The sequence below is a fragment of the Streptomyces sp. NBC_00239 genome, assembly GCF_036194065.1.
Lineage (GTDB): Bacteria > Actinomycetota > Actinomycetes > Streptomycetales > Streptomycetaceae > Streptomyces.
Genome location: NZ_CP108095.1, coordinates 109,714 through 130,104 on the forward strand (window position 1 = coordinate 109,714; position 20,391 = coordinate 130,104).

Genomic DNA, 20,391 nt, shown 5'->3' on the forward strand with positions numbered 1-20,391 from the left:
CCGCTGAGGCGCCAAGAGCCACCAAGGCGTAGGCGCGCGCGAGCTCCACCAGCGCACCGGACGCCTGGCCTGCGGACTGGTCCGCGGGCCAGCTGAGCTTCCTTGCCGATGGCCGCCAGCAGTGCGTCGCGGGCGTCGGCGACGGCGGGCGGCTGCACCACCTGAATCACCGCAGAGATCTGCCGAATCCCTTCCACCGACGTCGCCGCGGTGGCTTCTTCTCCGCCGCTGGTCACAATCACCCCCTTTGAAGTGGCTGTATACGCTGCGGCAACTGCGCCGGGCATCGAGTGGCAAGCGAGCAGATCGCCCACTGAGAGCGATAGAGCGGAATCCGGCAGTGGCCGAGAAACGCTCAAGCGGTCCGCTCTCTTTCAGGTCGTGCTGGCCGAGACGACCTGGGCACCGGCCTGCGCAGGGTGCGGTCATTGCCAGCGGGATCCGGCCACTATCTGGCCGGTGGGCAGCTTCGTCGCGCCGCGGAACCGGGAGACCGTGAGCTCGGTATCAGAAGAAGGTCACGGCCGAACCCGGCTGCGACCAGCTCGTTTCACGGAGGACAAGTGCCGCAGGACATCGAGTTCCGCCTGCCTTTCCCACTCTCGGTCAGCCCGGACCTGGAGGGTGCGCGGCAGCGCAATCTGGGGTGGGTGCGGCGTATGGGTCTGGTCGGGGAGGGCCGGTCGCTGGAGTGGTTCGCGTCGTGGGACATGCCGCTCCTTGCCGCCCGCGGTTTCCCCTACGCGACCGGGCCGGCCCTGGACTTGTGCGCGGACGCAATGGCGTTCTTCTTCGTGTTCGACGACCAGTTCGACGGCCCTCTTGGCCAGGACCCGGCCCGCGCCGCAGCCGTGAGCCAGCAGCTGATCGACATCCTGCACGGCTCTACCCCCGGGCCGGCAGCGGATGCGTGCTCGGTGGCGTTCGCGGAACTGTGGGCGCGCTGCATAGACGGCGCGCACCCGGGGTGGGTGGCGCGTACCGCGTGCGAGTGGGAGTACTACTTCGCCACGCAGGCCCATGAGGCGATCGGCAGGCTCCGCGGGACCCCTGCCGACATGGAAACCTATCTGCAGGTCCGACGGGGTATCGCCGGCACCGACCTGCCGCTGTCCCTGGGCGAGCGGGCCGCTGGCATCACCATCCCGGCCGGTGCCTTCCACAGCCCGCACCTGCGGATCATGCGCCAGGCCGCCATCGACGTCACCTTCATGTGCAACGACGTCTACTCCCTGGAGAAGGAGGAAGCCCGTGGCGACATGGACAACCTCGTCCTCGTCCTCGAACATACCCAGGCGTGCACCCGCGAGGAAGCGATCGCGGCTGCGGTCCGGGAAGTCGACGCTCGTGTCGAGCGGTTCCGGGAGCAGACCCGCCAGATCCCGGCCATGTGCCTGCACCTCGGCCTCACCGGTCCCCAGCGAACCGCGGTGGCCACGTATGCCGAGGTCATGGGGTTCTGGATGACCGGCTACCACGCCTGGCAGACCCAGACCCGCCGCTATACCAGCGCGCTCCAGATCGTCCCTCACACCGGGCCCGGCTACTTCGACGAGGTCCTGGGAGCGTAGATCCGTATCAGACGCGATTCACTCGTGCCGGGGCGGCATTGTGGTGTCGCCCCGGCTTTCCCCCGGGTCGGACGGGTCTGGGGTGTGCCGCAGGATTTCCCGCAGATATGCGACGCGTGCGGCCGGGTCGGGCCGCAAGGCGATGCCGTCGGTCCCGCTCACCGTGTTGAGCAGGGTGCGCAAGGGGACGGGCAGCAGTGCGAGGAAGGGCAGGACGGCGAGGTAGCGGGGCAGGTGGACGACCGGTCGGGGGCGGCGGCGCGGTGCGGTGACCGCGGCGCCGACCTGGTCGGGACGGACGGGCCGGAACCCGCGCTGCGCGCCCAGTCCGGTGCTTGCCGCGGTGGATGCCCGGTAGGGGCAGACGGTGCTGACCTTGATGCGGCACCCACATGGCGGGTGTCGACCTCCTTCCACGTGCCGTCGTCGCCGAGGAAGTTGACCCGCTCGTTGTAGTAGCGCGTCGTGAAGGTGCCGTCCGGGTTGGTGAAGGTCCGCGCCTCGGCGGCCCGTTTCGCGGGCACTTCCTTGCTGGCCTTCGGGTCGAAGCCCTTGGGTGCGGCCCGGCGCGGGGACGGGACCTTCACGTAGGGGGGCAGCGGCACCTTGGGGGCCTTGCCCGGCTTGATGCGGGTGGTGCCGGAGTCCGGGGCGAGTTCGCCGCGTCCCTTCAGGGCATCCGCGCGGCCGCCGGACGCGGCCGCGTCGGTGGCGTCGCCGGGGGCGGAGTGGCCGCGCCCGCGGGCCGACCCCCAGCCCTGTTCCGGTAGTTCGCCGGCTCCGGGGCCGGATCTGGAGGCGGACCACAGGCCGGCGGCCTGTGCTGCCTGTTCCGTGCCCGCGAGCACGGTCATGGTGATCGCCATGGATATGACGAGTGGACGGGTGATGCGCACCGCGTTGAGCTCCCTCAGAGTTGATCAGTCGGGGCAGTAAATCCGGGCTCCCAGGAAAATCGCAAACCTGCCCGACCGCTGGTCCGTTCAGGCCCGGATACGTGCAACACCGAGCGGTTTCCACCGACGGGAACCGGTACCTCCGCACTCGTGCGCGAGGCACGAGCGGAAGGACGGCCCGTACTGATCCGCCACCGGCGGAACCCCCCTCCCGTGGGCACGGACGGCCACAGCCCACCGCCGTTACGGTTCCGTCCGGGTGCTGTTCTACGATCGCGGCTCGGCGAGCGTGCGCGGCGCCGTACGAGGGCTGGACGGACTGGACGGAATGGGGGACGGAATGGCGATCGAGAGGCCTGGCCGGCCGGAGGACCTGCCGGCGGCCGAGGTGCTGTGGGCGCGCTGGGCCCTGGTCGCCGTACTGGAGGCCACGGCGGAGGCGGAGACCCGGGGCGTCCACCGCGGCGGCGCCTGGATCGACGGCCTGGGCCTGCACCTCGACGACCGCGGCTGCACCTGGTGGACGTTCGAGCAGGTGGGCGAGGGCCGCTACGTGCTGTACGGCGAGGACGAGTCCAGTGCCGTGAAATGGCACGAACCCGCGATCGACATGCTGGCGCAGGCGCCGGACTGGCTGCCGTACGAGCGCCTGCGGGAGCTGCTGGAGGGCTCGGAGCTGGGCTGCGTGTACTGGTACGAGAACGGTGCCTGGGCCCGCGCCCCCTACCCGGACGACCTCGACGACGACGGCCTCGACTGCGGAATGAGCCGTTTCGCGGTGCGCGAGGAAGCGCTCCGCGACCTGATCGCCGCGGAACGCGGCCTGCCGCGCGGGCGGGCGGACGGCCTGCTGGCCGCCGCCGAGGCGCGCGGCCTCACGGCGGTCGAGATCCGGGAGGTGCTGGACGCGGCCTCTGTCGCGCACGAGTACGTGCCCGCTGACCGGGAGGCGATGCTGCGGTCCCTGGATCTCGCGACCCTGACGGCCCCCGTCTCCGCCACTCCGGCCCCGTCGAACACCTCCGACTGACACCGGGAGCCCCTCCCGCCGCCGCGACCGCCGCGGCCACCCGCACGACTGGCCGGCCCCGGCCCGCACCCGGGGCAGCCCTCCGGCAAGGGGAGCCCGCCGACGACCGGCGAACCGTCGGTGCATGCCGACCGCGGGTTGCTCGCGGCGGGCGGGGACATCATCAACTCGGTGACCCTCTACGTCGAGAACGGCACGGTCCAGCCGCAGGGGGCGTACGGGCCGATCGCTGACGTCCTGGCACCCGCCGGGCTGTGCAACGCGCCCCGCCACAGAACTGTTCGTCGACCGAGGTGAGGCCTCAGCCTGCTGGGCGCCGCTTTCGCGACGCCCGGCGAGGTCGTCGTGCAGGCCGTTCACGGCCTGGGCGGAATCGGGAAGTCGAGCCTGGCCGCCCACTGGTCCCGCCATCACCACACCGGCAACCCCCACCGGCACTCGCTGGTTCGCGGCGACATCTCGGAGCGCACGGTCTCTCACGGGCCGTAACAGGGTTAATTCGGCTCGTAGTTATTGGATGAATCCTCGACTGAATTCACGTCAACAAGGATTCGCGGATTATCTCGATTCGATAACGAGATCACCATATTGGCCTGGACCATCCGCGACCAGGACAGGCAACCCCATTGCTTTTAAAGGGAACTGACTTGTCATCAAATGAATAGGTCAGGTAACGGTCGGATATCTTGAGCCCGATTCCCGTTTGTCCGAAATCTCCGCCGCGCCCGTCTGGCAGGCTTCCGCTCACCCACTTCTCCGGCCAAAGGTTTGAGGTGTGCATGACTAGTAATTGTCGATGGGGGCGTGGGCATCGGCGCAGGCCCGCCGGTCGCGGCACCGGCGCCGGTGTCCCGCCGGTCCGGTCCGCCGTGTCGCGCCGCGCCCGCTGACCGCCCGTCACTTCCCGAAGGGCCGTCCACGGCTGCCGGTACCACCGGCCCGGGGCGCAGGCCCCCTTCCTGCAACTGCACAGCAGCCCCGACGACCGGGGTGTCGTGCATGCAGTTCCCCGTTTCCCGGATTCAAGGAGCATGGTGCACAGACGTCGCATGTCCCATCGCAAGAAAGCACTGACAGCCACGGTCACAGCCGCACTCTCCGGCGGTCTGCTGTTCGGCTTCGGCGCCCTCGCCCAGGCCGATCCGGTCACCGGCACGGTCACCGGCGGGCAGGGCGGCTACCGGACCGTCAACCACCGGACCGCGCCGTCCCTCTCGGCCCGGATCAACGGCTCCTCGAAGGTCGGCGACAGCATCCGGATGTCCTGCCGGACCACCGGCGACACCGTGGAGAGCAACCCGCGGTGGATCTACACCGGCTCGTACTACATCGCCGACGCCTTCATCCACGAGAACACCACGCCCCTGCCGGTCTGCGGCTCGACCCCGGACCCGAAGCCCACCCCCACGGGCCCCGCGACCGCGAAGACGGTCAGGATCACCATGCAGAAGCAGGTCAGGACCCAGTGGTGCTGGGACGCCTCCGGCGTGACCATCGCCAAATACTGGGGCCACTCCGTCACTCAGGAGCAGTTCTGCCGGCTCGCCGCCCAGGGCACCTGGGTGGACTGCAACAACCAGCCCGCGACGCTGGAGGACATGGCCAACGGGCTGGCCAGGCTGGGCCTGCGCAACAGCGGCCGCAGCCTCTACCGCAACGCCTCGTTCAGCGAGTCCGCCGCGGAGGTCGCCGCGGGCCGGCCGTTCGCCGTCCGGTTCGGATGGCACAGCGGAGGCGGCCACATGAACGTCATCTACGGCTACGACCGCACCAGCAACATGATCGCGGTCGGTGACCCGTGGCAGACCACCCAGACCTACACCTGGTGGAACTACTCCACGTACGTGAACAACAACCAGTTCCAGTGGACGCACTCCCGCGTCGGCATCCAGGACTGAGGAGCAGACCGACCATGCAGACCATACGACGCACCAGGCGCGCGGCCATCCGGGCCGCCGTGCTCGCCACTGCCGCACTCGCCTCCGCCCTGTGCGGAATCGTTCCGGCACAGGCCGCGCCGGGCGACGGCATCGCAGGCTACCCGTCCGCCCGGCAGACCGTCCGCAGCGAACAGCTCCGTGACACCGTCTCCCGCTTCCTCGTCTCGGCCCGGCAGCACGGCAGTGCCGCGGCCGCCGCGGACGGCGGTCCCGTCGGCGCGCCCGTGAACGCACCCGCCAAGGGCCCCGCCGCGCCCGGGTTCGTTCTGAAGGACCCGGTGCCGATGTACGAGATCAGCCCCGAGTTCGTGGCCGGCGGGAGCCGGGCCACCCCGCGGACCGCGCTCCGGCTCTCGTACCTGGCTTCCCGGGTGACCGCCGCCGACGGCACCAGCGCCGCCGTACTGCTCGCACCCAAGCGCAACGCCGCCGCGATGGGAAGCGGCCCGCAGCAGGTCGGCGCCGCAGGGTGGGAACTGGCCGCCATCCGGGACGGCGAGAACGATGTCCGCCTCGCCGAACGCGGCACCCCGCAGAGCCGCGTCTTCACCGAGCCGCAGATCCACGCCTGGTACCGGCTCACCGCCGAGGGCACGGTCGAGCCGCTCAACAGGGAGGCGACCGCCGGTCTCGGCGGAAAGCGCGCCATCACCCTCGCCGCCTACCAGAGGCTGGTCAACGCCCGCTACGGCGACAAGTTGCCCGGCTCGGCATACGACCGCAAGGGGATGGCCGGCGGGTACGGCGGCCTCATGGAAGCGGAATCGAAGGAGTCGCAGCAGCCGGACCAGTCGGATCAGGTCGCGGCCGCGTCCGGGATTCCGGCGGTGGAGCCGTCCCGGAAGCCGCTGGCCGTCGCCGGGGCCGCGGCTCTGGCTGCCGCCGGCGCCCTCGGCGGCGCGGCAGTCTACGTACGCCGCCGCAGGACTACCGGCTCCCGCTGACGACGCGCCCCTGGTGCATAGGGGGTGAAGCCCGGGCCGGCAGAGGCACCCCTGTCCGGATGGGGTGCCCCCGGTCCGCCGGCCGCCCTTCACGAGCCCTCCGCCTCCCCCTACGCGGCGCCCATCGGAGAGGTCCCGGTGGTGGCACGAAGTCATGGATACCTGCGAGGTACGCGCCGCGATCGACGCCCGGTCATGCCCTACGCAGCGGCATCCGGGCCCCGCAAAAGTACGCCCGACCCCAGTTTTGCGGGTGGAATTGCCTGGGACCGCGCCCCGCCACCGTGATCGACTGTGGCTGCCGCAGGGGCGCCCTACCGCGTCGGCGGCCGGAGGGAAGCGCATCCGTGCCCGAACGGGTCGGTCGCACGCACGAAGGAGAGACATGCTGGTCCGCAAGTTGAAGGCGGCCGCGATCGCGGCCACCGCAGTCGCGAGCGTCGCGGTGATGGCCACGCCGGCCCAGGCGGGGGCCTACTGCTCGTACGGAGGCGGCGTCTACCTCTGCGAGTACAAGCCGACCACCCGCATACTGCCCGACGGCACGAAGCAGGACTTCGTCGTCGGCAGCGACCGCGCGGTGTGGACCCGCTGGACGGACTCCGACGGGGACTGGTCGCGGTGGATGTCCATGGGCGGCAAGGCGTACAGCCAGGTCTACACCTACGACTACGACACCAGCGACCCCTGGTCCTTCCGGATGTTCTACTACGACCAGCAGGCCGAGTACTGGGGCCGCAACCGCGACCACAACGGCAACTGGTCCGGATGGATCCACTACGACACCCCGCTCAACGGCTGACCACGTGCCGGCCGCATGACCCCAGCGGCCCGGCCGGGGCTCCCCCAGCCCCTACGACGGGCCCCGCGAACGGAAGCGTTCGCGGGGCCCGTCGCCGCGTTCCCCAGCGGCCGTCGCCGACGGCGTTCCCCGCCACTCTCCGTACCTCCGGCCCGGCCCGGCCCGGCCACGGCACCCTCGGCCGGCTCACCGCTGCTCTCACCACACAGCAGGTGCTCGGACTGACCTGCACCGCGACGGGGGACACGGGCCCGGGGGCCGGCGCACCCGGAGTAGCCGGCATCGGCGACGGCGCGGAATCCGGGCGGTTCTCCCGCAACCCGCCGACCGGGCCGCGAGGCGCGAACGGCTCGGAAGCCGCGGCGGACGGCCGCCGGCCTTCGACCGAGAGACCCACGAGCAGCGCAACTCCGTCAAGCGGTGCATCACCAAGGTCGAGCAGTCGCGCGGCCTGGCCACTGGCTACGGCAAGACCGTCACCATCCACCTCGCCGGACTCCACCACGCCGCCATCTTCATCCGGTCCGCGAGATGGTCCAAAGGAACGGCCTACGCGGGCTGGACCTGGTGGAGCTCGGCGCGGCCGAAGAGCAGGGCGGTGCGGCGCACTTCTGCGGGTGCAATGCCCGCGGGGGTGCGGGCGCGGTGTCAGGCCCGCGTGTTCACGGCCGCGTAGTGAGGCGAGCGACGGCCGCGTCGTAGCGGGTCCGGTGCTCCGGGTCCGCCGATGCCTTCAGCAGGGCGCCGAGGGCCCGTACCGCGCCGTCCTCGTAGCCGGAGGACTCTGCCTCCCGGGCCGCCAGGTCGAGCTGCCGTATGCCCCCGGCTTCGTCGCCGAGGCCCAGCAGGGCCTCCCCCCGCACCATGAGGAGCAGGATGCGGGGGATGTCGACCGTGCCGGGCCGCCCGTCGGCGGCGTTGCCTGCGGCGGAGTCGGCTGCGGCGGAGTCGGCTGCGGCGGAGTCGGTTGCGTCGGAGTCGAAGGCCAGGGCTTCGTCCGCTATGTCGAGGGCCCGGCGCCACTGCCCGGCGTCGGCCCGGTGGCGGGCGAGGTGCTGGAGGGCCAGCCTCTCGATGGTGCGGTCGCCGGCGCCGCGGGCCAGCTCCACCGCCCGCTCGCACCCCTGCGCGGCCTCGTCCGGGCCGCCGCGCGCCGCCTGCGCCATGGCGAGGACGATCAGGGCGTTCGCCTCGGCCACCGCGTCCCCCGCCCGGGACGCGAGCGCGGAAGCGGCCCCCAGCCGGGACAGCGCCTCCTCGGTGCGGCCCTCTTCGATCAGCACCCAGCCGAGGACGTTCAGCACCCGCGACTCGCCGTACCCGTCGCCCGTCGCACCGTCGGCGCGCGCCGACGCGAGTGCGGTCTCCAGGAGCGGGACCCAGCCGTCCCGCACGCGCCACACGATCAGCGGCCACAGCGTCAGGACGATCCGCCAGGCCCTGCCGTGCAGTGCGGCCTCGTGCGCCGCGGTAGCGGCCAGCGCGAGGTCGTCCCGCTCGGCCGCGTACCAGGCCACGGCGTCGGACCGGTCGGCGAACTCCCGTACGGCGGCCGGGGCCAGGTGGTCCGCGGGCAGCGGGAAGCACTCCTCGTTGCCCGGCTCGGCCGCCGCCACGGCGGCGACGCCCGTGGCCACGTAGTGGTCGAGGACTCGCGTGAGGGCCTGGGGGCCGGCGTCCAGGCTCCGTGCGTAGAGCCGTACGAGGTCGTGCAGGGTCCACCGGCCGGGCGCCGCCTCCGTGACGAGGTGCGCGGCGGCCAGCCGCTCCAGGGCAGCCTCGGCGGCTGCCGGGCCGGTGCCCGCCAGGGCCGCGGCCGCGTAGCGGTCGACGTGCGTGCCGGGGTGGCGGCCGAGATGGGCGAACAGCCGGCAGACGTCCTGCGGAAGCTGCTGGAGCGTCACGCGCAGCGCCGCCCGGACACTGGTGTCCTCCACGTCGAGCAGGCCCAGCCGGCGCGTCTCGTCGGACATCTCGGCGGCCATGGCGTCCAGCGACCAGCCGGGGCGCTGCACCAGTCGGGCAGCCGCCACGCGCAGGGCGAGGGGCAGCCCGCCGCAGAGTTCGGCGAGCCGCCGTGCGGCCGCCGGCTCGGCGCGGACGCGTTCGGTGCCGAGCACCCCGGCGAGGAGCGTCGTGCCGTCCTCCGGGGCGAGTACGTCGACGGCGACGGGGCGGGCGGTGTCGGTGACGATCAGGCCGGGCAGGCGGTGCCTGCTGGTGACGACGGTGACGCAGTGGCGGCCGCCGGGGAGCAGCGGCCTGACCTGCTCGGAATCCCGCGCGTTGTCGAGTACGACGAGGACGCGGCGGTCGGCGGCGAGCGACCGGAACAGCGCGGCGGCGGCGTTCGCCGACTCCGGTATCCCGCCCGGCGGCACGCCGAGCGCCACCAGGAAATCGCGCAGCACTTCGATGAGGGCGGGCTCGCCCGTCCCGCCGAAACCGCGCAGGTCGGCGTGGAGCAGCCCGTCGGGGAATCCGGCGCGGCCGCGGTGGGCCCAGTGCAGTACGAGGGCCGTCTTGCCGACCCCGGCGGGCCCGACGACCAGGCAGACCGGCGCCTCGCCCGCCGCGGCCCGGGACAGGGCGTCCAGTTCCGCCGCCCGTCCGTGGAATCCGCGCGGTGCGCGCGGCAGCAGGTCGGGCGCGGCGGCCGGCGCCGGGGCATCCGGTACAGCGGCGGGCGGCGCCGGGGCGTCCGGTACGGCGGCGGGCGGCGGGGGCGAGGCCTCCGCCTTGGCGGCCCGGCGGGGGCGGCCCAGGCTCGCGGCGTGCTCCAGCCGCCGGGCGGCGTCCCCGTCCAGGGCCAGGGCTGTGGCCAGCGCCTGTACGGTGCGGCGCTGCGGCCCCCGGGAGCGGCCGCGCTCCATGTACGACAGAGCCCGCACGCTCACGCCCGCGGCGTGCGCCAGCTGCTCCTGACTGAGCCCGGCTGCCGTGCGCAGGCCGTGCAGGAGCGCGCCGAAGCCGCCGGTGGCCGGCGTACCGGTGTCCATGCTGGATGTCTCCTGGTCAGTGCGGACCAGCCGGAACGCCGTACTCCGCCCGCAAAAGTATGCACTACCTACTTTTGCGGGCGGCTCCCGCCGACCGGCACATGATCTTGTCCGCCCGTACAGGCCACCGCAGTACCTGGGCGGACGTACCGGACGGCAGGGGGCCCGCCGATTCCTCGGCGGGACCCGGGTTTTGCGGCAAGCCTCCCGGTGCGCTAGGAGTTGAGGGAGGCGAGGGAAGATCTCCCTGCCGCTCTGGGAGCGACCCGGTGAGCATGTTCGCCCTGATCCACGGGGCCGGCGACGTCGGCTGGTACTGGCACGCGGTCGAAGCGGAGCTGCGGGCGCGCGGGCACGACACGGTGGCTCCCGATCTTCCGGGTGAGGACGACTCGCTGACGTTGGACGACTACGCCGACGCCGTGCTGGAGACGGTCGGCGACCGGCGCGACCTGGTGGTCGTGGGGCAGTCCTTCGGCGCGTTCACCGCCCCGCTGGTCGCGGCCCGCCGTCCGGTCGAAGCGCTGGTCCTCGTGGCCGGGATGGTCCCTGCGCCCGGCGAGTCACCCGACCAGTGGTGGGACGCGACGGGCTACGCCGGGGCCGTGCGGCGCCAGGCGCTCCGGGACGGCGGCCGTACCGGAAGCACCGACCCCTACGTCGCCTTCTACCACGATGTGCCCCGCGAACTGGCCGCGGAGGCGATCGGCCGGGAACGGGCCCACCCTTCGCCGGCCGCGTCGGCCCAGCCCTGGCCGCTCGACGCCTGGCCGTCCGTGCCGACCCGGTTCGTGTTGTGCACCGAGGACCGCTTCCTCCCTCCCGGCTTCCTGCGCCGCCTCGTGCGGGAGCGTCTCAGGGTGGTCCCCGACGAGATCGCCGCGGGCCACTGCGTCGCACTGGGCCACCCCGTAGAACTGGCCGATGCCCTGACCGGCGCCGGGATGCGCAGCCCGGGCTGACCCGCTTCCGCTGCCTTCCCCGCGCTGCCCTTTGGGGTGCCCTGGGTCCGGGCCATGCCCCGATCGATCTTGCTGACGCCCACGAGGAAGCGGTGCACGCCCACCTGGACCCCGACCCGCATCGACCCGGTCGTACCTGGTACGGCGGACCAGCGGTCCGTGGCGCTCCCGGCGAGGCCGTCGAATCCGGGAGACGGCGCTCGATGAGGCCGGCCCCGCCCTGCCCGTCGGCGTCGAGCAGGACGGCACGCTCTGTGCTACCCGCCCGCTGCGGCCGCCACCGGATCGGTGCGGGCTCGCATACGTGTCGCGTCTTCGCGCGGCGGCGCGCCGAACTGGCGCTTGTACTCGCGGCTGAACTGCGAGGGGCTGTCGTATCCCACGCTGGAGGCGACTGCGGTCACGTCGTGCGGGCGGCGGGTCAGCAGCAGCCGGGCCGCCTGCAGCCGGATCTGCTTCTGGAACTGGATCGGGCTCATCGCGGTGACCGACTGGAAGTTCCGGTGGAACGCGGAGACGCTCATCCCGGAGGACCGGGCCAGGTCCTCGACCCGGAAGGCCTCGGCGTAGTGCTCGCGGATCCAGCCCACCGCCCGGGTGACGTGGGTCAGACCGCTGTCCGCCAGGCCCAACTGCCGCACCGTTTCTCCCTGCTCCCCCGTCATCAGCAACCACAAGATCTCGCGCTTGATCAGAGGGACCATCACCCGGCGGTCGCGCGGCCGGTCCAGCAGGCGCAGCAGCCGTACGACGGCGTCGATCAGCTCGGCCGGTGCGTCGCTGACCGTGATCCCGGGCCGGGTCGACCGGGACGACGGCGGCAGGTCGCCGGGCCCCGCCTGAAGCATCAGCTCCGCAATGACGGCGGGATCCAGCGTCATGCCGAATCCGAGTTCGGGCCCCTGTGCGATGCGGCCCACCACCGGCAGGTCAGCCGAGGCGACCAGGTACTGGCCTACGCCGTACTCGTACACCCGGTCTCCCAGCGCGAGCCGCTTGGCTCCCTGGGCGATGACCGCCAGCACCACGCCGGACATCGTGTACTCCGGCTCGGCGCCCGGCTCGGCCCGGCAGATCCGGACGCCGTCGATGGCCGTGCTCAGATCGGGCCGCGCATGGCGGCCCAGCAGGTCGCGGAGCTCGTCGAGAAGCATGCCCTCATCCAATCACGAGTCCCGCAGGATCCCCCTGCCAGGAGGAGGATCGTGCAAGAACGCGCGAGAATCGGACGGGCCCCTGCGTGCCGGGTCGGCCGGGACGCCTACTCCCCGGCGTACGCGTAGTGCGCAATGATCCGGCCACGGGCGCTGGCATGAAAGCGCAGGTGGAAGCCGACCAGGGCCGGCGACGCGTCCGCATCCGGACCCAGTTTCTCCCGGTCGACGGCATACACCGTGAACACGTACCGGTGCGGGCCGTCCCCTTCCGGCGGCGCGGCTCCCCCGAAGTCCCTGCTGCCGTAGTCGTTCCGCACCTGCACGGCACCGGCGGGCAGCCCGGTGAAGTCCCCGGTTCCGGCCCCCGCCGGCAGCTCGGTCACGTCCGCCGGGATGTCGAAGACCGTCCAGTGCCAGAACCCGCTGCCGGTCGGCGCATCCGGGTCGTAGCACGTGACCGCGTAGCTGCCGGTGCCCTCGGGCCCGGCCGACCAGCCGATCTGCGGCGAGGAATTCCCCTTCGCGTACACGTGTGCGTCCGGCAGGGTCCCGCCGTCGGTCACGTCCGTGCTGCTCACCGACAACTCGGGCACCGGCGGGTGGAAGGCGTGCGGCAGAGGCGGCAGTTGCACCTGATCACTCAACTTCTTGATCCTTCATCGTGTCTACGAGGGCTGCTGCCCCGGGCGTGTCCCCATCGGAACACGAACCCGGCGGGAACGACCTACGCCCGGCAGGATCGTGCAAGAGGTTGCGATCTTTGCCCGGCACAAGGCGCCGGTGCCGCGACCACGACCACGACCACGACGGCAACTGGTCTGCGTGGATCCGCTATGACCTCCCGCTCAACGGCTGAACGCCGAGCCCGCCCGCGAGGTCCCCATCGTCCGGGCCGGGACTCCTCCGGCCCGCTCAACGGCCCCCGCGAGCAGTGGGATCGGCCAGTGCTGCGACCGCATAGGTTCACCGGGTCGGACGGCGCGGGTTGCTGGTGGGGCGGTCGGCCGTCGCACAGGCCGCCGACGCCGCCAACGGCACGTGGGTGACAATGAGGCCGTGGCCAACCAGTCGGATCATCGTTGCTTTGGATTCTGACGACTGCCGAGAGGCTGTCGAAGTCGTCGACCGGCTTGGTGAGGAGTGTCGTTTCTACAAGGTCGGGACGGAGCTGCTCACGGCGGCCGGACCGGACCTGATCGAGCACCTCGCAGCCAAGGGCAAGGAAGTCTTCCTGGACCTGAAGCTCTTTACGTCGAGGTGGCGAGCTTCGCGTCGCGCCAGCGGAGACAGGGGTGCAGTGGGCGGGTCGGCCGGCTCGCACGTATGCCGCCCAGTATCCACTGACAGTAGATGTCAGCAGACCGGCCCTAACCTGCTGCGCATGGACGGCAACTGGACCATGGACCCCACGCCCACCGGGCAGGTCACCACATGAGCATCGTCGAACTCCGGCAGTACACCCTGCATCCCGGCACCAGAGAGACGCTGATCGAGCTGTTCGAGCGCGAGTTCGTGACCGGTCAACAGGCGGTCGGTATCACCCTCGGCGGCCGGTTCCGCGATCTGGACGACCCGGACCGCTTCGTCTGGCTGCGCACGTTCCCCGACATGGCGCACCGCCGGCGCGCGCTGGAGGCGTTCTACACCGGCCCCGTCTGGCGGGAGCACCGCGACACCGCGAACGCCACCATGATCGACAGCGACGACGTCCTGCTGCTGCGCGGCCCGGGCTTTACGCCGGAGCCGGGGACGAGCGAGGTGCTCGCGACCGTGTGCCATCCCACCGATGCGGCCGACTTCGACGCGTACGCAGCCCGACACCTGGGCCCGGAGCATGCACTGCACCGCACCGAGCACGCCGAGAACGATTTTCCCCGCCTGCCCGTTCGCACCGGGAGGGATGTCCGGATCTGGTTCGGCCCGGCCGAACCGGCACCCTGGCCGACCCAGCGGCTGCGGCTGGAGCCCGTGATTGCCCAGACGGTCCCTGCACCTTCGTGGAGGTCTCACGCTTCATCGACCCGGAATGGCTCGTTGAAGTGGAGCTCGACGCCAACTCCGAGTCCGTCACGTCCAAGGGATGCTGCCGAACCCGTTCCGTATGATCGGCCGCGTTCCCGAACCGGTGAGCGACGCAATCGCACGACAGAGCAGCCGAGTTGAACTCCACCGGCGCGAGCTCGTAGAGCTGTGGCAGCAGGGTCTCCTGGATCTCGGTTGGCTTGGCAACCCCGAGCTACCAAGAGGCCCTGCCTTCATGCCCACGGCAGGCCGCGCGATCTTCGGCCCACCGGTGGTGGACGACGCGGCCGGTGGTCCAGTCGTGGGCGGTGACGGCGACGAGCCGGTCGCCGATCTTGGCCAGGGCGTTCCCGTCCCCCGGGGTGTGCCGTGGTTCCCCGCCGACGTCGAGCAGTGGCCCGACCCGTGGTTCGAGCCCTGGGCGCCCGCCGCGCCCGTCGGCTGTGGGCTACGGCCGTCAGAAGTCGTGCCCCATCGGCCGGATATGGTCGAGGCGCTCTTGCGGACCGGTCCTACGCTGGAGGCATGGCCACCGATCCCTTGCTGAGACAAGGCCCCGACTCGACGGATCTGGTCCTGCGCGTCGGCCCGGCCGGGCCGACGTGGAACGTGCTGACCTCGGCGGGGCCGGCGCTGTTCGCTCCGCTAGCTCTGGGCGTGCCGACCCTGCTCGTCGCCTTCTGGATGGCGCTGGCCGGGGCGCGGGCATCGACCGTCTTCGTGGTGGTGGGGGTGATCGCCGGGCTGGAGTACCTGATCGGCTGGCTGGCGCTGGCCCTTTCCCGGGCCCGGGACATCCTGCGGGTGGAGTTCACGCCGGCCGGGGTGCCCGCGTCTCTGCGGTTGGTCCGGGCCGCCGGGCCGGACGACTGGCTGCCCGTCAAGACCCTGCGCGAGGTGCGCCTGACGCACAAGGTGGTGGAGCCGTACCAGGGGGACCACAAGCCGGCCGTCGCCACGCTCACGCTGGAACTCGTCCTGCGGGGCGTCCCGGAGCGGCTCGACCCGCTCCCGTTCGGCGGCGACCCGCAGCGGCTCGCCGACTCGCTGAAGGCCCTGCTCGGCCCGGCTGGGGTCGTGGTGGTGCTCCGCACCGAGCGCAGCACGCGCGATCGGCCGCAGCCCAACTCCGGCTGGACCTCCGGCGGTTCGGCCTCGGCCAACTCGGGTGGCGGCTGACCCCGGGCTGCCCGTGGCGCTCCCCGGTTGGGCGTGTTGAGCCGCCGGGCTTGACGGGCACGCCAGAGGCATGCTGCGCCCCGCCCCCCACGCCGACTGCGCCCTGGGCGCCGGCCCGCGTCCTGAAACTCCCGCAGTGACGGCGGATGCAGCCGCCTCGGGCCTGCCCCCGGATCCGGGGCCCGGGGGCTGCGCGACACCCGGCCCCCTTCTCCCGGCGATCTACGGGGTCCAGCCGCCCAGCCAGTCCGAGACCTCCTGGGACGCGGCCTTGGCGTCGGTCAGGTGGGGCCGCTCGATGCTTTTCGGCCCGGCGCCCGGGCCGGTGTTCATGTACTCGGCAAAGCGGTCGTCCTTCCAGGCGAAGCCGCCCATGTCGGTCCAGGGCGTGCGCTTGATCGCGGCGCTGAGGTGCGAGTTGCGGACGGTGGCCTGGGGGTCGACCGTCTTGTCGCCACCGGGATGCCAATTCCGACCGAGGTGGAAGGAGGACGCGGCCACATCGCCGTTGACCGTGGAGCGGTTGATGAGGATGCCGTTGCGGCCCGCCGGGGTGCTCGGGGCGGTGATGTAGCCGGCCGAGGTACCGTTCCAGCGCTTCTTGAGGGTGATGACCGACTGGTCGATCACCGCGGTGGCACGGCCGAAGATGAAGTCGACGTTGCCGACGACGTAGGAGTTGGTGACGTAGACGCGGCCGGGCTTGTCCGGTGCCGCGGTTTCCATCTCCAGGGTGTCCTGGTCGCCGGTGACGATGACACCGGCCAGCACGATCTTGTCCGCAGCCGTGAGCAGGGCGACCGCCTGGTGACCCTCCAGGGACTGGTTCGCGGCCTCGTCGAAGTCATTGGAGACGCTGAGGTTGCGGAGCTGGGAGTCGTCCGACCGAACGGCGACCGTGGCGCTGCCCGGTGTGCCGTACGTGCCCGAACCGCCCGGCTTCCGCGTGCCGGCCGCGTTGCCGTACACGATCACCGTGTCCTTGCGGCTCGCGCCCGAGCCCTGGATGGTGACGTGCGGCTTGTTCGCCGGAACGCTCACCAGTTCGCGGTACGTGCCCGGCTTGACCGAGATGACCACGCGGGAGGGATTGCCGACGGGTACGGCGTCCACCGCGGCCTGGACCGTCTTGTACGTGCCGGATCCGTCCTTGGCCACGGTCAGGGTTGTCGCGGCCGTAGCGGAGGGGGTCGTCGCCGCCCTGCCGATGGCAGGGCGGGGGCCGGCGCCGGACTTCACCTTCGAGGGGACGTCGGCGGCCGCGTCGAGGGTGTAGCGGTAGTAGGTCGTGGGGTCGAAGGCCGTGCCACCGCTCTCGTTGCGGCCGGTGATGTTCACGAAGACATTGCCGCGCTGCACGAGAGCGGCCGTGCCGTCCTTGATGACCGGGTTGTTCATCCCCTCGAAGTAGCTGTTCTCCAGCACCATCTTCGTCCCGCCGCGCGCGTAGTTGCCGTAGGAGGAGGTGATGGACGAGTCCGGGTCGTCCTGCAGGAAGTTGTTGTAGAGGTGGGCGTGTGCCACGTTGTCTGTCGACGGGTTGCGCTGCTCGGTCTCGTGGAACCAGTTGTGGTGGATCGTGATGTCGGCGGTGACGTGGTCGGTCCAGCCGATGCCGAAGGCCTTGTTCTCGTTCTTCAGCTGGTTCCAGGACACCGTCACGTATGTGGTGTCCTTGCGGCTGTCGATCAGTCCGTCGGCCATGTTCCGCAGGTTGTTGTGGTCGATCCACACGTGGTGGGCGCCGTCCATCTGGATGGCGTCCCAGTCATGGTCCTTGTCGTTCCACGTGCCGGCGTAGGAATCACGGATCGTCAGGTTCCTGATGATCACATTGTGGACACCCTGACCCAGGAAGAACCCTCCGCCGACGATGTGTCCCGAGGTGCCTGCGCCGACGATGGTCTTGTCCGAGGCGACCTTGATCTCCTTGCCCTTGGGGTTCATGGTGATCGTGCCCGCCACGACGATGACGTACGGCTTCGGGGCGGTCGCGTACTTCTCCAGGTCGGCCAGGGTCTTCACGGTGACGATCGCGCCGTCCCGGCCGCCGTAGGTGCCCTTCTGTCCCAGCGCGTTGACCGAGGCGAAGCCATCCGCGACCTCACGGGCCCAGGCCGGCCCCGTTGTCGCGGCCGCGGCCTTCGGCCGGGCGTCCTCGCCGAACACTCCGAAGGCTCCGCCGTACGACACGCCCACTGCGGTGGCCGTGGCCAACGGGATGCCGACAGTCAGGCCGAGACTGCGCCTGCGGTGCCGTGCTTTGGGCTGCGTGGTTTCCATCGTTCACTGTCCTTGGGAGGATGGTTGTGGGGCGTACACCTGCCAGTTGCCACCGCGGGCGGAAAGGTTGCCGCGTGTCCGGGGCACGACGCCCGTTCCGCCCGCCCGCCTCCACACCAGCCGAGACGGCACCCGAAGCCAGTGGCGACGCGCTGCCTCCGCGCGAGGTGGACCTCACCAAGTACACAGAATCGGCCGTTCCTCTGGGGCAGATGAGGCAGATGCGGGATCCGTCGATCTCCGGCGGGCCCGTCTTGGTACCGTCCGCGGGCGTCGTTGCGAGACCGGCGGCGCTGTTGCGGCAGCATCGTGCCGCACCGTTTCTTCCAGGGGGAAAGAAGCATGCGCATGCGCAAGACGATGGCTTTCGGGGGGTCGGTGGCGCTGCTCGCCGCCGGCGTGCTGTCCGGGCAGGCGGTCGCCGCCGCGAAGGCCGACGCGGGGATCGGGTTCCGGGACGTGCAGAACTGGACGGTCCGGCCGGGCGGCAGCCCGGCGAACCTGGTGCCGCGGATCCTCACCAGCAGCGGCCCGAACGACCCGGAGGGCACGTTCGTCTACGCCCTGAGTGCGAAGCCTTTGACGGGCGGGGCCTGGTCGGGGAAGCTGCCGGCCGGGATGACGGCCGAGCCGGGCCGCGGCTGCACCCCGAAGGCGGGGGTGCCCGGGGTCTTCCTGTGCGACTACCGCGACTGGAACGCGCGGGCCCCGCGGGTCCGTACGGCGGTGGGGGCCGCGGACGGGGCGACGGTGCACTTCGGTGTGGTGCTGGTGCCGAAGGGCGCCAGCGTGGACCGGGGCGTCCGGCAGGCGCAGACGGCGGCGGCCCGGCCCGAGGACCGCCGGCACGCGGCCCGGACCGTGACGGTGAAGACGGCGGAGCACGCGGCGCGGAACATCGTGGACCTGCACGCGCCCGGACTGAAGGCGGGCGGCGGCTGGGTCCGGCAGTCCGTGAAGATGAACGTGGTGGACGCGACGAAGCTGGAGATCTCGTTCGCGCCGGCCAAGGGGCAGCGGCCCTGGGACGGGATCGAGCCCGGCGTCGAGATCGGTTCGCTGTCGGTGACAGGTCCGGCCAAGTGCTTCCCGAACCCGATGGTGACGTCCTTCGCCCCGAGCATCGTCTGCGACGTGCGGCGGCCGGACAAGGTGACCGTGTCGTACCGGCTGAAGGCGCGGGCGGACACGGAGGCCTGGAAGATCCGGTCGGCCGCCGTCCTGCGGGTGTGGAACGAGGACCCCCGCAACCCGCAGTCCGTGGCGCGGTTCGCGGTGGACAGCCCCCGCCCGGTGCGTGACCGGCACGACCTGATGGCGCGCGGCAAGGACGGCCGGCTGTGGTCGCACAGCGGGACGGGCGATGCGGCTCTGGCACTCGACCCGCAGGTCATGGACCCGGTCGGCAAGGGATTCGGGCAGTACGACCGGCTGCTGAAGCTGTCCCCGATCACAGGACAGAACGCGGGCGCCGGGGTCCTCGGCCGGGACCGGTCGGGCGTGCTCTGGTTCCACCCGATGGGCCGCTACGAGGGCCTGGCCCCGCGAACCCGGGTCTCGGCGGGCTGGAACGAGTACGACGAGCTGATCGGCGCGTCCGACGTGACGGGCGACCGGACGCCGGACCTGCTGGCCCGCGACCCGGAGGGGAACCTGTACGTGTACGCGGGGCGACCCGGGCCGACGTGGCGGATCGGCAACCGGACCACCCTCGACGGCGGCTGGGAGCGGTACGACCGGATCGTCGGGGCGTCCGACGTGACGGGTGACGGGAACCCGGACCTGGTCGCCCGGGACCGGGCCGGCGTGCTGTGGCTGCGCGCGGGCACCGGCGACCTCACCGACCCGTTCCGTGCCCGTACCCGGGTCGGTGCGGGCTGGGGCGTCTACCGCTCGCTGTCGGGCCCGGGTGACCTGACGGACGACGGGCGGGCGGACCTGGTGGCGCAGGACGCCGCCGGTGACGTGTGGCTGTACCGGGGCACGGGCAAGGCCTCCGCGCCGTTCGCCCCGCCGGTGAAGGCGCTGCTCGGCTCCGACAACGGCGGTGAGGTGAAGGGGTACGACGCGCTGCTGTAGGGGGTTCACCGGAAGTCCGCCGGGTCCGGTGAGGGTCCGGCGGACCGTGTCGTCACGCGGCCGACGCGGCCGCGTTGCTGCGTGTCGGCGCCTGTAGCCCGGCCGACCTGGAAAGCCTGTGGTGGACGGTGGAGACCGACGCCGACGCCACAGCGCTCGCCGCGCACCCGCCGATCTGGTGGACGATCCGCGACCGGCCCCTGAAAACCCTTTCCATCCCTCGTCGCCATCGGCGACTGGTCGGCCGACGGCCGCGCCGACCTCCTCGCGGTCAGGGGCAACTGGCTGATCGACTACCAGGGCATGGGCAACGGCTGCCTGCGGCCGGGCGAGTGGAACAACACCACCTGGGGATGGCTCAACGGCACCTTCTGACCCTGCTCAGGGGCCACCGAACGCCAACGGTGGCCCTCAGAGCAGCAGCGGCCGGGCAGACCTCCCGGTGGACCCCGATCGCGGCGCGCCCGGCGTTGGGCGTCACAGGCCCCGGTGCTCGTTTAGTGCTGCGGCCGCCGGAGCGCATCCCC

General features: G+C 71.7%; 15 protein-coding genes. 10 read left to right on the forward strand and 5 right to left on the reverse strand.

What is annotated here, in order from left to right; translation table 11 throughout:
- Nucleotides 1-563 precede the first annotated feature (563 nt).
- Entirely contained in the window at nucleotides 564-1,571 is a 1,008-nt protein-coding gene (locus OG764_RS00670; RefSeq protein ID WP_328966372.1) for a terpene synthase family protein, read from the forward strand.
- Nucleotides 1,572-1,729: 158 nt separating this feature from the next.
- Here the strand turns inward: OG764_RS00670 and OG764_RS00675 are convergent, their stop codons facing one another.
- A complete protein-coding gene (locus tag OG764_RS00675) occupies nucleotides 1,730-2,467 on the reverse strand; it encodes a hypothetical protein (protein ID WP_328966373.1) in 738 nt (245 codons plus the stop codon).
- A 259-nt stretch (nucleotides 2,468-2,726) separates the two neighbouring features.
- On the opposite strand from OG764_RS00675, the gene OG764_RS00680 reads away from it, so the two are divergent.
- The 4 genes from OG764_RS00680 (at nucleotide 2,727) to OG764_RS00695 (ending at nucleotide 7,183) form a co-directional block, all read left to right on the forward strand.
- Nucleotides 2,727-3,497, forward strand: a complete 771-nt coding sequence (locus OG764_RS00680; RefSeq protein WP_328966374.1) for a hypothetical protein — start codon at nucleotides 2,727-2,729, stop codon at nucleotides 3,495-3,497.
- A gap of 1,049 nt (nucleotides 3,498-4,546) precedes the next feature.
- Nucleotides 4,547-5,395: a papain-like cysteine protease family protein gene (locus tag OG764_RS00685; RefSeq protein WP_328966375.1), complete on the forward strand. Its 849-nt coding sequence runs from the start codon at nucleotides 4,547-4,549 to the stop codon at nucleotides 5,393-5,395.
- A gap of 14 nt (nucleotides 5,396-5,409) precedes the next feature.
- On the forward strand, nucleotides 5,410-6,381 hold the full coding sequence (locus OG764_RS00690; protein ID WP_328966376.1) for a hypothetical protein: 972 nt from the start codon (nucleotides 5,410-5,412) through the stop codon (nucleotides 6,379-6,381).
- Between the two features lie 385 nt (nucleotides 6,382-6,766).
- Nucleotides 6,767-7,183: a hypothetical protein gene (locus OG764_RS00695; protein WP_328966377.1), complete on the forward strand. Its 417-nt coding sequence runs from the start codon at nucleotides 6,767-6,769 to the stop codon at nucleotides 7,181-7,183.
- Between the two features lie 662 nt (nucleotides 7,184-7,845).
- Here the strand turns inward: OG764_RS00695 and OG764_RS00705 are convergent.
- Nucleotides 7,846-10,182: a helix-turn-helix domain-containing protein gene (locus tag OG764_RS00705; RefSeq protein ID WP_328966378.1), complete on the reverse strand. Its 2,337-nt coding sequence runs from the start codon at nucleotides 10,180-10,182 to the stop codon at nucleotides 7,846-7,848.
- Between the two features lie 275 nt (nucleotides 10,183-10,457).
- Here OG764_RS00705 and OG764_RS00710 point away from each other — a divergent pair, with 275 nt between their 5' ends.
- Nucleotides 10,458-11,144: an alpha/beta fold hydrolase gene (locus OG764_RS00710; protein ID WP_328972843.1), complete on the forward strand. Its 687-nt coding sequence runs from the start codon at nucleotides 10,458-10,460 to the stop codon at nucleotides 11,142-11,144.
- A 257-nt stretch (nucleotides 11,145-11,401) separates the two neighbouring features.
- Here OG764_RS00710 and OG764_RS00715 read toward each other — a convergent pair whose 3' ends face one another.
- A complete protein-coding gene (locus OG764_RS00715) occupies nucleotides 11,402-12,298 on the reverse strand; it encodes an AraC family transcriptional regulator (RefSeq protein ID WP_328966379.1) in 897 nt (298 codons plus the stop codon).
- 107 nt (nucleotides 12,299-12,405) lie between these two features.
- Nucleotides 12,406-12,945: a YbhB/YbcL family Raf kinase inhibitor-like protein gene (locus OG764_RS00720; RefSeq protein WP_328966380.1), complete on the reverse strand. Its 540-nt coding sequence runs from the start codon at nucleotides 12,943-12,945 to the stop codon at nucleotides 12,406-12,408.
- 404 nt (nucleotides 12,946-13,349) lie between these two features.
- Here OG764_RS00720 and OG764_RS00725 point away from each other — a divergent pair, with 404 nt between their 5' ends.
- The 3 genes from OG764_RS00725 (at nucleotide 13,350) to OG764_RS00735 (ending at nucleotide 15,502) form a co-directional block, all read left to right on the forward strand.
- Entirely contained in the window at nucleotides 13,350-13,736 is a 387-nt protein-coding gene (locus OG764_RS00725) for an orotidine 5'-phosphate decarboxylase / HUMPS family protein (protein ID WP_328972844.1), read from the forward strand.
- Entirely contained in the window at nucleotides 13,733-14,464 is a 732-nt protein-coding gene (locus OG764_RS00730; protein WP_328966381.1) for an NIPSNAP family protein, read from the forward strand. Before OG764_RS00725 ends, OG764_RS00730 begins: the two co-directional genes overlap by 4 nt.
- A 384-nt stretch (nucleotides 14,465-14,848) precedes the next feature.
- The gene (locus OG764_RS00735) at nucleotides 14,849-15,502 is read left to right on the forward strand and encodes a hypothetical protein (protein ID WP_328966382.1); all 654 of its coding nucleotides are present in this window, start codon (nucleotides 14,849-14,851) and stop codon (nucleotides 15,500-15,502) included.
- A 222-nt stretch (nucleotides 15,503-15,724) separates the two neighbouring features.
- On the opposite strand, the gene OG764_RS00740 is transcribed toward OG764_RS00735, so the two are convergent.
- On the reverse strand, nucleotides 15,725-17,785 hold the full coding sequence (locus OG764_RS00740; protein ID WP_328966383.1) for a pectinesterase family protein: 2,061 nt from the start codon (nucleotides 17,783-17,785) through the stop codon (nucleotides 15,725-15,727).
- A gap of 348 nt (nucleotides 17,786-18,133) precedes the next feature.
- On the opposite strand from OG764_RS00740, the gene OG764_RS00745 reads away from it, so the two are divergent.
- Nucleotides 18,134-19,864 carry an FG-GAP repeat domain-containing protein gene (locus tag OG764_RS00745; RefSeq protein ID WP_328966384.1) on the forward strand — a complete coding sequence of 577 codons (1,731 nt, stop codon included), beginning with the start codon at nucleotides 18,134-18,136 and terminating at the stop codon, nucleotides 19,862-19,864.
- The last annotated feature ends 527 nt before the right edge of the window (nucleotides 19,865-20,391 follow it).